This window comes from Pseudomethylobacillus aquaticus, from assembly GCF_003730115.1.
Taxonomy (GTDB): domain Bacteria; phylum Pseudomonadota; class Gammaproteobacteria; order Burkholderiales; family Methylophilaceae; genus Pseudomethylobacillus; species Pseudomethylobacillus aquaticus.
The window spans coordinates 82,774-95,013 of sequence record NZ_RJVP01000002.1 but is presented as its reverse complement, the minus strand read 5'-3'; the positions used below and the strand labels follow the sequence as shown (position 1 = coordinate 95,013).

Sequence of the window (12,240 nt, the reverse complement as noted above, 5' to 3'; positions counted from 1 at the left end):
CCGGTGCTATGAGGGCCATATTCCACTAAATGTTTGTATGCTTGGGTTACGCTGGTGTAAAACTAGGTAAAAGTATGTAAAGCGCCAGCACAGGCACTACGGACAGGGGCAGAATGCACTGCGTCTGTTACCGTTCTGGTGGAGCTGCTGTGCGAAAGGAGTCGCAATTGCTAAATGTGTTGATGATCGATGACGACATCGAACTATGTCAGATGGTGCGCGAATACTTGTCCGCCGAAGACATCGGCATACAGACCGTGCACGATGGGGAAGAGGGCGCCAAGCTGGCGCTGGCAGGTCAGGCTGACCTGGTGATCCTGGACGTGATGATGCCCCGCATCAACGGCTTCGACACCCTGCGTCTGATCCGTGCCAGCAGCCAGATCCCGGTCATCATGCTCACCGCCAAAGGTGACGAGATCGACCGCATCATCGGTCTGGAACTGGGCGCGGACGACTACCTGGCCAAGCCCTTCAACCCGCGTGAACTGGTGGCCCGTCTGCGTGCCATCCAGCGCCGCACCGGTCAGCGCAACCAGCCGGCAGGCGAGACCCTGCTGGTCGGCAACATTATCATCCACCCGGCAGAACGCATGATCGCATGGCGCGGTCAGGCACTGGACATCACCAGCAGCGAATACAGCCTGCTGGAAGTGCTGATCCGCAATGCAGGCCGCGTGGTCAGCAAGGCAGACCTGTTCGAACAGGCCCTGGGCCGCGCCGAGAGCCGCTATGACCGCAGCATCGATGTGCACATCAGCAATCTGCGCGCCAAACTGGGCCTGCTGGACGATGGCCGTTCGCCCATCCAGACCGTGCGCGGGGTGGGTTACCAGCTCATCCCGGGAGAATAAGCATGGGCAGACTGTTCTGGAAGATGTTCATCGGCTTCTGGCTGACGCTGGTGATCACGGGCGCGGCCGTGGGTATCGCGGTCTATTTCGAGCGCGTCAACTCGGACGAGGAGTTCTCCACCGACCGGCGCTCTGAATTTCTGGTCACCATGGCCGCCAACGCGATCCAGTTCGGCGGCAAAGCCGCACTGGATGCACAGTTCCGGCAATGGCCCAGCGCGCGGCCGATCGACGTGCTGGTGGTCAACGCGCAAGGGGTGGATATCTATCATAGACCGGTGCCGCCCAAGGCGCTGCAGCAGGCACGCGTGTCGCTGGCCACCAACCAGCCTTCACCCAGCCTGCGCAAAACGCAGGACGTGAGCGGTGCGGAATACATCGTGTTCGTCCCGGCGCATCACAAACGTCCGGGCGGCCCGCTCAAGAACAGGCTGCCACCGCCCGAGATGCAGATGCTGATCGCCTTCATCGCCAGCCTGATCTTCAGTGCCCTGTTCGCAGGCTACATGACGCGGCCTATCCGGCATCTGCAGCATGCCAGCCGCAAGCTGGCCGACGGCGACCTCAATGCCCGCGTCAGTGACAATATGGGCAGACGTAACGACGAGCTGGCAGATCTGGGGCGTGACTTCGACTTCATGGCCACGCGCCTGCAGACCCTGGTCGATTCGCAGAAACAGCTGCTGCATGATGTCTCGCATGAACTGCGCTCGCCGGTAGCGCGCATGCGGCTGGCGGCTGGCCTCGCCCAGCAGCAACCGGAAAAACTCGCCACGGCGCTGGAACGCATCGAACGCGAAACCGAGCGCCTGGACGACCTGCTGGGCCAGATCCTCACACTGGCCAGACTGGATGCCGGTTTGCTGGCAGATTCCAACGAGCGCATCTGCCTGAACGAACTGCTGGCCGACATCGTGCACGACGTCAATTTCGAAGCGCAGGCGGTGGGCAGCGAAGTGGTGCTGCAAGCCACGCGCGATGTCTACATGCCGGGCAGCTACGAGCTGCTGCACCGCGCGTTCGAGAACGTGATCCGCAACGCACTCAAATACAACCCGGCCGGGCAGACTGTACTGGTGCGCCTGTATCAGGATGAAAGCGGCGTGCATGTCACCGTGCGCGACCACGGACCCGGGCTGGCCGAAAGCGAGCTGGAGGCGGTGTTTGAACCCTTCTACCGCGCCAGCACCAGTCAGGGTGGTGGCTTCGGGCTGGGCCTGGCCATCGCCAAGCGTGCCGTGCTGCGCCACCAGGGACGCATCCTGCTGAGCAACCGCGCCGAAGGCGGGCTGCTGGTGGAGATGGTATTCGATAGCGCCGCTCAGGCAAGCAGCTGAGCAGTAGCCGGTTCATCAACCCAGCGCAATATTAAAGCAGCGCAATAAAAAAGGAGGCCTGAGCCTCCTTTTTTATCGCCTATGCTGCTGGCCCAGCTACTGCCGGATCAGATAATCGAACGCCCCCAGCGAGGCCTTGGAGCCTTCACCCATGGCGATGATGATCTGCTTGTAAGGCACCGTGGTCACGTCACCGGCAGCGAACACGCCGGGCAGCGAGGTCTGGCCATGTGAGTCGACCTTGATCTCGCCGAACTTGCTAAGCTCCACCGTGCCCTTGAGCCAGTCGGTGTTGGGCAGCAAGCCGATCTGCACGAACACGCCTTCCAGTTCCAGCTTGTGATCGAGGCCGGTGGCGCGGTCCTTGTAGATCAGGCCGTTGACCTTGTCTGCACCTGTCACCTCGGTGGTCTGCGCGTTGATCACCACGGTCACGTTGGGCAGGCTGAACAGCTTGTTCTGCAGCACGGCATCCGCACGCAGCTTGGTGTCGTACTCGATCAGGGTGACGTGGCCGACGATACCGGCCAGGTCGATAGCGGCTTCCACGCCGGAGTTGCCACCGCCGATCACGGCCACGTTCTTGCCCTTGAACAAGGGGCCGTCGCAGTGTGGGCAGTAGGCCACGCCTTTGCCGCGGTACTCGCGCTCACCCGGCACGTTGAGTTCTTTCCAGCGTGCACCGGTGGCGATGATCACCGTCTTGCTCTTGAGCGTGGCGCCGCTTTCCAGCTTGATCTCGATCAGTTCGTCACGCTTGAGCGATTCCGCACGCTGCAGGTTGATGATGTCCACATCATAACTGCGCACGTGTTCTTCCAGCGCGGCCACCAGCTTGGGGCCTTCGGTTTCCTTGACCGAGACGAAGTTCTCGATGCCCAGCGTGTCCATCACCTGACCGCCAAAACGCTCGGCCACGATGCCGGTGCGTATGCCTTTACGGGCCGCGTAGATCGCCGCTGATGCACCCGCCGGGCCACCACCGACGATGAGCACGTCGAATGGTGCTTTCTTGTCCAGCTTGGCGGCTTCACGTGCCACCGCACCGGTGTCCAGCTTGGCGAGGAACTCTTCCACCGTCATCCGACCGGAACCGAATGGTTCGCCGTTCAGGTAGGTGGTCGGCACGGCCATGATGTTGCGACCATTGACCTCGTCCTGGAACAGCGCACCGTCGATGACGGTGGTTTTCACCTTGGGGTTGAGGATGGCCATCAAGGCCGTGGCCTGCACCACGTCCGGGCAGTTGTGGCAGGACAGGCTCATGTACACCTCGAAGCTGAAATCGCCGTCCAGCGCCTTGATCTGCTCGATCACCTCGGGCTCCACCTTGGGCGGATGGCCGCCGGTCCACAGCAGGGCCAGCACCAGCGAAGTGAATTCGTGTCCCATGGGGATGGCGGCAAAGCGTACGCCCTCCGTCTCGCCTTCGCGGGCGATCACGAACGATGGCTTGCGCGCATCCTCACCGCTGGCATCAAAGCTGACCTTGTCGGACAGGCTGGCGATCTGCTCCAGCAGGCCGCGCATTTCGGTGGCATTGGCGCTGTTGTCCAGCGTAGCGATCAGGCGGATCGGCTGGCGCAGCATGCCTAAATAAGTCTGCAACTGGGTCTTGAGGGTATCGTCGAGCATGGTGTTCTCCAGTGACTGGGTGCAAGCACCCTGGTGTTTCAGGCTAGTGTTTCAAGCAAGTGTTTAAAGCATAAATTCAGCGTGCAAACACCCTGCGCCTTGCACTCCGGGTGCAGGCCGATGTTCAAAAATCGTACAGGGGGATCGCGTCGAGGGCAGGACATGGACTGATACGCCTATGCCCTGTACTCGACGCCCTGCCGCAGCAGGGGCGTCTCGTGACTACATATCGCTACTGTCTTTCATCAGACAGGCGTCAGCCGCCTTAGATCTTGCCGACCAGATCCAGGGATGGGGTCAGCGTCTTTTCGCCTTCCTTCCACTTGGCTGGGCACACTTGACCTGGGTTGTTGGCCACATATTGCGCGGCCTTCAGCTTGCGCAGGGTTTCGTGCACGTCACGCGCGATGGCGTTGTCGTGGATTTCTGCGGTCTTGATCACGCCGTCCGGATTGATGATGAAGGTACCGCGCAGTGCCAGGCCTTCTTCTTCAATGTGCACGTGGAAAGCACGAGTCAGCTGATGGGTCGGGTCGCCGACCAGCGGGAACTTGGCCTTGCCCACGGCTGGGGAGGTTTCGTGCCAGACCTTGTGCGAGAACTGGGTATCGGTGGTGACGATGTACACTTCGGCACCGGCCTTCTGGAATTCGGCATAGTTGTCAGCGGCATCTTCGACTTCGGTAGGGCAGTTGAAGGTGAACGCGGCTGGCATGAAGATCACCACAGACCACTTGCCACGCAGGTCTGCGTCGCTCACGGTGATGAACTTGCCATTGTGGAAGGCATTGGCACTGAAAGGGGCCACTTGGGTGTTGATCAAAGAACTCATAGTCAGATACTCCGTGGTTGGTTAAAAATGAACAGCGATTGTATGCCGGGGCATGTCTTTAGTGAAATTGAATGTAAATATCGTATTGATAGATTTTTACAATGTGATGTCAGTGTGCCGATGTTCAAGCATGAATAAACACATGGATGACGCGTCGGCATGCTGCAATGTACCGCTCAGTTGACTGGCCCTCAGCAAAAAAGTTGGCTGAACAACGCAATTCCGCTCTGCAAGACACAACGGGCCCGCCTTGAAGTGCGTGCTAGGTTATATTGAGCAACACTCGATTAATTCAAGATAAAAAACCAAGGTTGCGAGGAGGACGCATGATAAGGACCCTGTTGCGCGGCTTGTGCCGCCTGCTGTTCAGGATAGAGGTGCATGGCAAGCAGCATCTGCCGCATCAAGGCAAGGTGCTGGTCATCGCCAATCATCAATCCTATCTGGACGGCTTGCTGATCGGCCTGTTCCTGCCGTTCCGCGCCACCTTCGTCATCCATACCACGGTACTGGATAACTGGCTGTTCCGGCAGATATTCCGTTACGTGCCCTACCTTGCCGTGGACCAGACCAGTGCGCTGGGCATGAAGAAGATCCTCAAGCTGGTGGACAGCGGGGAAGCGGTGGTGATCTTCCCCGAAGGCCGCATCAGCACCACTGGCAGCCTGATGAAAGTGTACGAAGGGCCGGGTTTCATCGCGGCCAAGACCGGCGCGCAGATCGTGCCGGTGCGCGTCGAGGGCGCCGCCTGTTCCATCTATGGCCGCCTCGATCGCGCCTTCCCCAGACCGGTGTTTCCCAAGATCTCGCTGTACATACAAGCGCAAGAACAGATCGCCATGCCGGAAGCAGCCAACTCCAAACTGCGCCGCAAGCTGGCGGGCGACGCCATGCAGCAACTGATGCAGCGCATGCTGGCCACGGGGCACAGCGAGCACACCCTGTTCAGTGCCTTGCTGCAAATCATCCGTCTGCATGGCCGCCGCCGCCAGGTCATGGAAGACATACGCCAGACCCGCGACAGCTATGGCAGCCTGCTGAAAAAATCGCTGGCACTGGCGCGTCTGGTCAGCAAGATCAGTCAGCCCGGCGACACGCTGGGTGTGCTGATGCCCAACCTCAACAGCACGGTGTGCCTGATCTACGGCATGAGCGCCGTACAGCGTGTGCCTGCCATGCTCAACTACACGGCGGGTGCGCAAGGCATGCACAGTGCCTGCGTCACGGCCGGTATCCGCGTCATCCTCACCTCGCGCCAGTTCCTGGAAGCCGCCAAGCTGACCGAGATGGTGGCGGCCATCCCGGATGTGCAACTGGTGTATCTGGAAGACCTGCGTGCGCGCTTCACGCTGCCAGACAAGCTCTGGTTGCTGGGTTACGCGCTGTGGCGGCCGCAGCAGGTCAGCATCCCCACCAGCGCCGATGCGCCCGCTGTGGTGCTGTTCACCTCCGGCTCGGAAGGCAAGCCCAAAGGCGTGGTGCTGTCGCATCGCAACATCCTCAGCAACGTGACCCAGATACGCGCCGTGATCGAGTTCTCGCCACACGACAAGTTTTTCATGGCACTGCCGCTGTTCCATGCCTTCGGCTTCACGGCCGGGGCTATCCTGCCAGTGCTGTCGGGGGCCGGATTGATGCTCTACCCCTCGCCGCTGCATTACCGCGTGATCCCGGAGGTCATCTACGACCGCAACTGCACGGTGCTGTTCGGCACCAGCACCTTCCTCGCTCACTATGGCAAGTTCGCGCACCCCTATGATTTCAACCGCCTGCGCTATGTGGTGGCGGGTGCAGAAAAGCTGGCCGATAGCGTCAAACAACAATGGATGGACAAGTTCGGCATCCGCATCCTGGAAGGCTATGGCGCTACCGAGTGTGCGCCGGTGCTGGCGGTGAACACACCGATGGCGCAGCGCGCTGGCAGCGTAGGGCGCTTGATGCCCGGCATGCAGTATCAGCTGCTGACGGTGCCCGGCATCTCACGCGGTGGACTGCTGCATGTGCATGGCCCCAACGTGATGCTGGGTTATTACTTCCATGATCACCCGGCGCGCCTGCATCCCACGGCTGCCATATTGGACGGTCACACTGAACGTGCAGGCTGGTACAACACCGGCGACATCGTGGAGGTCGATACCGAAGGCTATGTGCATATCCTGGGACGGGTCAAACGTTTTGCCAAGATCGCCGGGGAGATGGTGTCGCTGGAAGTGGTGGAACAGATCGCCGTGCATGCCTCACCCGAGCACCAGCATGCCGCCAGCACCCAGCCTGATGTGCAGCGCGGCGAGACCATCCTGCTGTTCACCACGGATGCCCAGCTCACACGCGAGGCTTTACAAACCACAGCGCGCCAGCTGGGCAGCCCGGAGATCGCGGTGGCACGCCGCATCATCGTGGTCAAGGAGTTGCCCTTGTTAGGCACCGGCAAGCTCGATTATGTCGCGCTCAAATTGCTGGCAGAATCACAGCAGTGACGCCGTGTCACCGCAAACACCCTTCAGAGACATAGCGCGATTGAAAAGGAAGCCTGCATGCAAGCCAGTTTGATACCCGGGCAGGAGGATGCAAGACCACTGCTGACACGCGGCATGCTGGCCGTGCTGATCGCCCAGTTCCTGTCGGCACTGGCCGACAACGCCCTGCTGTTCGCTGCCATCGCCTTGCTGCGGTCGCAGGCCGCACCTGCCTGGCAGTTACCGCTGCTGCAGGAGTTCTTTGTGCTGGCCTTCATCCTGCTGGCACCCTTCGTCGGACCGTTCGCTGACAGCCTGCCCAAAGGCCGCGTGATGATGCTCGCCAACAGCATGAAATTCATCGGTGCGGCGGGCATGCTGTGCGGGCTTAACCCATTGCTTGCCTATGCCATGGTGGGGCTGGGGGCAGCGGCCTACTCACCCGCCAAGTACGGCATCCTGTGCGAGCTGGTCAGCACCGACAAACTGGTCAAGGCCAACAGCATGATGGAAGGCTCCACCATCGTCGCTATCCTGCTGGGCGCCGTGCTGGGCGGCTGGCTGGCCGGGCAATCGGTGCAAGGCGCGCTGATGGCCATCACTACCTGCTACCTGCTGGCGGCGCTGATCAATCTGCTGATCCCGCGCCTGCCAGCGGCGCATCCGCTGCACCAGTTGTCACTCAAAGCGCTGCTCAAGGACTTTCTGATCGCGCTACGCACGCTGTTCGGCAATGCGGATGCGCGTTTCTCGCTGCTGGGCACCAGCATCTTTTGGGCAGCAGGCAGCACCTTGCGCTTCCTGCTGGTGGCCTGGGTACCGGCCACCTTGCTGATCACCGATAGTGCGCAGGCACTGAGCACGGCCGCCAACCTGAGTGGTGTGGTCGCCATCGGCATCGCGGTTGGCGCTGCGGCGGCGGCGCGCTATGTGACGCTGGCCACGGTGAACCGCGCCTTGCCTGCCGGCTTGCTGATCGGCGGCCTGATCATGGCGTTTTCGCTGGTAGACCAGCTGTCACTGGCCATCACCCTCCTCATCATCACGGGTGCCTGTGGCGGCTTTTATGTGGTGCCACTGAATGCGCTGCTGCAGGAACGCGGTCATGAAAGCGTGGGCGCCGGGCATGCCATCGCCGTACAGAACCTGTGCGAGAACTTCTGCATGCTGGGCATGCTGGGCATGTACACGCTGATGCACAAACAGGGGGCCAGCATCAGCACCTCGACCGTGGCTGTGGGGGCACTGGTGCTGGTCGCCATCAGCGTATTATCGTTTGCAAGATGGCGCGCCGCGGGCAGAAACGCTTAGCGAGTGCGCCCGCAATCTAATGAAAATCATGAGTAGCCATTCATGAGTTTAGGCACGTGATTAAATCCGGCTGGCAGTAAAGTACTACTCACGTAATGCAGTTGCGATTCGCAAATGCGGGACGAAATCTAAAACTAAGGAGATTCATCATGTGGACCAAGCCAGCTGCTACCGAAATGCGTTTCGGTTTTGAAGTCACCATGTACGTTTGCAATCGTTAATTCGATCGCATCGTCATGCAACGGGAGCTTAGGCTCCCGTTTTCGTTTGTAGACTCCCGTTTTAATTCCCCGATCCCTCACCCCGGCCACCCGATCAGATGGTCGGTACTTTAAATCTTCATGCGGCGGCGTGCATCAGCACACACCCGCCTGAATGATGACCGCCTGATCCCGGCAGCATGGGGTTGGCGTTGTAGCACGCCTTTTCTTTAGGTCTTTTCTTTAGGTCTTTTCTTTACAATGGTCGCCATGACCACTTTATTCGTTTCTCACGGTGCGCCCACACTGGCGCTGGAACCCGGCAAAACCGGCCAGGCACTGGCAGCACTGGCCGGTGAACTGGAGCGGCCTGCTGCCATTCTGGTGATCTCCGCGCACTGGGATACCGCTCAGCCACAAGTTTCGCTGGCCGTCACGCCAGAGACCATCCACGATTTTTACGGTTTCCCCAAGCCACTGTACGCTTTGCAATACCCTGCGCCGGGCGCCCCTGCACTAGCCAGTAAGGTGGCAGGGTTGTTACAGCAAGCGGATATTGCCGTGGCGCTGGATGCCAGCCGCGGTCTGGATCATGGTGCCTGGGTGCCGCTGATGATGATGTACCCGGAGGCCGACATCCCGGTCACCCAGCTTTCCATGCAGGGGCAGGCCGGTCCTGCAGCCCACTATGCCCTGGGGCAAGGGCTGCGTGCACTGCATGCCGACAAGGTGCTGATCCTGTGTTCTGGCGCCATCACCCATAATCTGCGCGACTTTTCGGGCGGCAGCCGCGATCAGGCGGCGCTCGACTATGTGCCTTTGTTCAGTGACTGGATGGCGGGGAAGATCGCGGAACAAGACATGACCAGCCTGCTGGATTACCGTCAGCGTTGCCCGCAAGGGGTACGTGCGCATCCGCAAGACGACCATCTGTTACCGCTGTTTGTGGGCCTGGGCAGCGGGCAGGGTGTGCCGCGACGCATACAGCCGGAAACCACCTACGGCCTGCTGGCCATGGATATCTACCTGTGGGATGCAGCGCACTAGCGCGTGCTATATGCGCTGTCAGAAATGACCGGCGAAGGTAAGAAGCCGGGACCTGAACATGAACCTGATGCCAGCACAGCTCAAACCTAAGAGAGCTTAGGCGGTTCAGTTAGCGCTGGCCGCGCGCAACTTGAAGCCTTTGGGAAGCAACACCCAGATCTTGCCCGGCTGCTTCATGGCACCCGCGCGCTGACCTGCTTCTGCACCCGCACCCCAGTAGAAATCAGCCCGCACGCCACCTTTGATGGCACCGCCCGTATCCTGTGCCAGCATCAGCTGGCGCAAGGCCTGACTGCTGTTGGGCTGGGTCGTGGACAGGAACAATGGCGCACCCAAGGGGATATAACGCGGGTCCACCGCCACACTGCGCTGCGCGGCGATGGGCACACCCAAGGCACCTAGCGGGCCGGGCAGACCAGCTGGCAGTTCACGGAAGAACACATAGCTCGGGTTCTGGTTGAGCAACTCACGCAGCTTGTCCGGGTTGTTGCGTCCCCACTGCTTGATGCTCTGCATGGACGCCTGTTCCAGGGTCATCTCGCCACGCTCCACCAGCACTCTGCCTATGGACTGGTAACTGTAGCCGTTCTGATCGGCATAGCCCACGGGCACGCGTTCGCCCGATTCCAGCTGGATGATGCCCGAGCCCTGCACCTGCAGGAAGAACAGGTCGATGATGTCATCCACCCACATGAATTCCAGGCCGCGCAGTGGCGCAGCAGGCGCTTCGATGTCGCTGCGCGGGTAATAGGGCAGCAGCTTGCCGTCCACCAGACGGCCACGCACGCGCTTGTTGGCCAGCTCCGGATACAGCTCACCCAGCTCTACCGTGATGAGATCAGCGGGGCGGCTGTACAGCGGATAACGATAACGCTCGGTGGCTTTACGGCTGCCTTTGAGCAAGGGCTGGTAATAGCCGGTGATCAGGCCGGTGTCGCTGCCATCCACATTGGTGGCGCGGTAAACATCGAAATGCTGACGCAGAAAACTCTGGATAGCGGCACTGCTGCGCGGATTGAGTTGGGCGGATCTTTCGCATACTGCTTTCCAGGCAGCGCGGTTGACCAGCGTGCTGCAGCTTTGCAGCCAGGCCGGCCAGGCCGGCCGCAGATCGTCCTGCTGCAAGCCTTCCATCTGCTCCCAACTGGCGGCCTGCAAGGTGGTGTAATCGACCGCCTTGACGCTGTCGACAGGCTGGGGCTGGATCATCGGCTTGCCACCCTCCACCGGGATCTGCACGGGAGGGAGCTCGCCCTGAGCCGCTGGCGGCGTTGCAGGGGCGGGCTGGGCTGGCGGGCTGGGAGGCGGAGCGACGGGCTTGACGGCTTGCTGGCCGCAGGCGGTTTGCAGCAGGACCAGACAGACAAGCAGGGGCAGACGCATCGTATCCTAGTGCAGGACGCGCGGCATGGTCAGCTCGAACTGCGCGATCGCGGCTTCGAACTGGGTGCCGTCTTCTGCGGTGAGGTAATAAGTGCCTTGCATGGTGCCGCTCGGGGTGGCGATCACCGAACCGCTGGTGTACTGGAACTGTTCACCCGGCTTCAGCAGCGGCTGCTCACCGACCACGCCCAAACCACGCACCTCGTTGACGTCGTCATGGGCATCGGTGATGACCCAGTGACGGCTGATCAGCTGCGCAGCCACCGTGCCCACATTGGTCACGGTGACCGTGTAGGCAAAGGCGTAACGGTTCTGTTCGACATCAGACTGCTCGGCCAAAAACGCTGTTTCAACCTGCACCGAGAATTCATAGCGTTTGTGCGTAGGCATGTGGCGTCCTTACTCGATCATTCCGCTGGTTGGGGAGCTAGGCGCGGCCGAGTAGAGCTTTTTCGGCATGCGGCCAGCCAGATAGGCATCACGGCCGGCTTCGACCGCACGCTTCATGGCGCTGGCCATGAGGATGGGGTCGCGCGCAGCGGCGATGGCCGTGTTCATGAGCACGCCCTGACAACCCAGCTCCATGGCGATGGCCGCGTCTGAAGCCGTGCCTACGCCCGCATCCACCAGCACCGGGATATTGGCATTTTCGATAATGATCTGCAGGTTCCAGGGGTTGAGGATGCCCATGCCGGAGCCGATCAGCGAGGCCAGCGGCATCACCGCACAGCAGCCGATGTCTTCCAGCTGCTTGGCGATGATGGGGTCATCCGAACAGTAAACCATGACATCGAACCCGTCCTTGACCAGAGTCTCGGCGGCTTTCAGCGTCTCGATCATGTTGGGATACAGCGTCCTGGGGTCACCCAGCACTTCCAGCTTGACCAGTTTGTGGCCGTCCAGCAGCTCGCGCGCCAGACGCAAGGTACGCACTGCATCATCGGCGGAATAGCAGCCCGCAGTATTGGGCAGGTAGGTGAATTCTTCAGGCGGCAGGTAATCCAGCAGCGAAGCCTCACCGGCATTCTGGCCGATGTTGGTGCGGCGGATGGCCACGGTGACGATCTGGGCACCACTGGCGTCGATGGCGGCACGCGTCTCGGTGAAATCCTTGTACTTGCCCGTGCCCACCAGCAAGCGGGAATGGTAAGACTTGCCTGCGATATTCAATGTATCCATATATCC

11 protein-coding genes are annotated in these 12,240 nt (G+C 60.7%); 6 read left to right on the top strand and 5 right to left on the bottom strand.

The features are described 5' to 3' along the window. Positions 1–176: 176 nt before the first annotated feature. Both ED236_RS04105 and ED236_RS04100 read left to right on the top strand, forming a co-directional pair. Positions 177–854, top strand: a complete 678-nt coding sequence (locus ED236_RS04105) for a response regulator (protein WP_338053155.1) — start codon at positions 177–179, stop codon at positions 852–854. 2 nt (positions 855–856) lie between these two features. After that, entirely contained in the window at positions 857–2,191 is a 1,335-nt protein-coding gene (locus ED236_RS04100) for a sensor histidine kinase (RefSeq protein WP_123236702.1), read from the top strand. A gap of 96 nt (positions 2,192–2,287) precedes the next feature. Here ED236_RS04100 and ahpF read toward each other — a convergent pair whose 3' ends face one another. Continuing rightward, complete coding sequence (gene ahpF / locus ED236_RS04095; protein ID WP_123236701.1) at positions 2,288–3,826, bottom strand: alkyl hydroperoxide reductase subunit F; 1,539 nt, start codon at positions 3,824–3,826, stop codon at positions 2,288–2,290. A 265-nt stretch (positions 3,827–4,091) separates the two neighbouring features. Next, the gene (ahpC, locus tag ED236_RS04090; protein ID WP_123236700.1) at positions 4,092–4,658 is read right to left on the bottom strand and encodes an alkyl hydroperoxide reductase subunit C; all 567 of its coding nucleotides are present in this window, start codon (positions 4,656–4,658) and stop codon (positions 4,092–4,094) included. Positions 4,659–4,984: 326 nt separating this feature from the next. Here ahpC and aas point away from each other — a divergent pair, with 326 nt between their 5' ends. The 4 genes from aas (at position 4,985) to ED236_RS04070 (ending at position 9,672) form a co-directional block, all read left to right on the top strand. After that, complete coding sequence (gene aas / locus ED236_RS04085; RefSeq protein WP_123236699.1) at positions 4,985–7,135, top strand: bifunctional acyl-ACP--phospholipid O-acyltransferase/long-chain-fatty-acid--ACP ligase; 2,151 nt, start codon at positions 4,985–4,987, stop codon at positions 7,133–7,135. A 57-nt stretch (positions 7,136–7,192) separates the two neighbouring features. Continuing rightward, positions 7,193–8,425: a lysophospholipid transporter LplT gene (gene lplT / locus ED236_RS04080; protein WP_123236698.1), complete on the top strand. Its 1,233-nt coding sequence runs from the start codon at positions 7,193–7,195 to the stop codon at positions 8,423–8,425. 149 nt (positions 8,426–8,574) lie between these two features. After that, entirely contained in the window at positions 8,575–8,646 is a 72-nt protein-coding gene (pqqA, locus tag ED236_RS12720) for a pyrroloquinoline quinone precursor peptide PqqA (protein WP_081987173.1), read from the top strand. Positions 8,647–8,895: 249 nt separating this feature from the next. Next, a complete protein-coding gene (locus tag ED236_RS04070; RefSeq protein WP_123237098.1) occupies positions 8,896–9,672 on the top strand; it encodes a DODA-type extradiol aromatic ring-opening family dioxygenase in 777 nt (258 codons plus the stop codon). Positions 9,673–9,777: 105 nt separating this feature from the next. On the opposite strand, the gene mltA is transcribed toward ED236_RS04070, so the two are convergent. From mltA to ED236_RS04055, 3 genes are read right to left on the bottom strand one after another with little or no spacing between them, the layout of a single operon-like run. Continuing rightward, complete coding sequence (gene mltA, locus ED236_RS04065) at positions 9,778–11,055, bottom strand: murein transglycosylase A (RefSeq protein ID WP_123236697.1); 1,278 nt, start codon at positions 11,053–11,055, stop codon at positions 9,778–9,780. 6 nt (positions 11,056–11,061) lie between these two features. After that, entirely contained in the window at positions 11,062–11,445 is a 384-nt protein-coding gene (gene apaG / locus ED236_RS04060) for a Co2+/Mg2+ efflux protein ApaG (RefSeq protein ID WP_123236696.1), read from the bottom strand. 9 nt (positions 11,446–11,454) lie between these two features. Beyond that, positions 11,455–12,234: a thiazole synthase gene (locus tag ED236_RS04055; protein WP_123236695.1), complete on the bottom strand. Its 780-nt coding sequence runs from the start codon at positions 12,232–12,234 to the stop codon at positions 11,455–11,457. Positions 12,235–12,240: the final 6 nt, after the last annotated feature.

Excerpts from the sequence above, each read along its gene's own strand:
- ED236_RS04100 (WP_123236702.1), top strand. The coding sequence starts at position 857 with ATGGGCAGACTGTTCTGGAAGATGTTCATCGGCTTCTGGCTGACGCTG.
- ahpF (WP_123236701.1), bottom strand. The coding sequence starts at position 3,826 with ATGCTCGACGATACCCTCAAGACCCAGTTGCAGACTTATTTAGGCATG.
- ahpC (WP_123236700.1), bottom strand. The coding sequence starts at position 4,658 with ATGAGTTCTTTGATCAACACCCAAGTGGCCCCTTTCAGTGCCAATGCC.
- aas (WP_123236699.1), top strand. The coding sequence starts at position 4,985 with ATGATAAGGACCCTGTTGCGCGGCTTGTGCCGCCTGCTGTTCAGGATA.
- lplT (WP_123236698.1), top strand. The coding sequence starts at position 7,193 with ATGCAAGCCAGTTTGATACCCGGGCAGGAGGATGCAAGACCACTGCTG.
- ED236_RS04070 (WP_123237098.1), top strand. The coding sequence starts at position 8,896 with ATGACCACTTTATTCGTTTCTCACGGTGCGCCCACACTGGCGCTGGAA.
- mltA (WP_123236697.1), bottom strand. The coding sequence starts at position 11,055 with ATGCGTCTGCCCCTGCTTGTCTGTCTGGTCCTGCTGCAAACCGCCTGC.
- apaG (WP_123236696.1), bottom strand. The coding sequence starts at position 11,445 with ATGCCTACGCACAAACGCTATGAATTCTCGGTGCAGGTTGAAACAGCG.
- ED236_RS04055 (WP_123236695.1), bottom strand. The coding sequence starts at position 12,234 with ATGGATACATTGAATATCGCAGGCAAGTCTTACCATTCCCGCTTGCTG.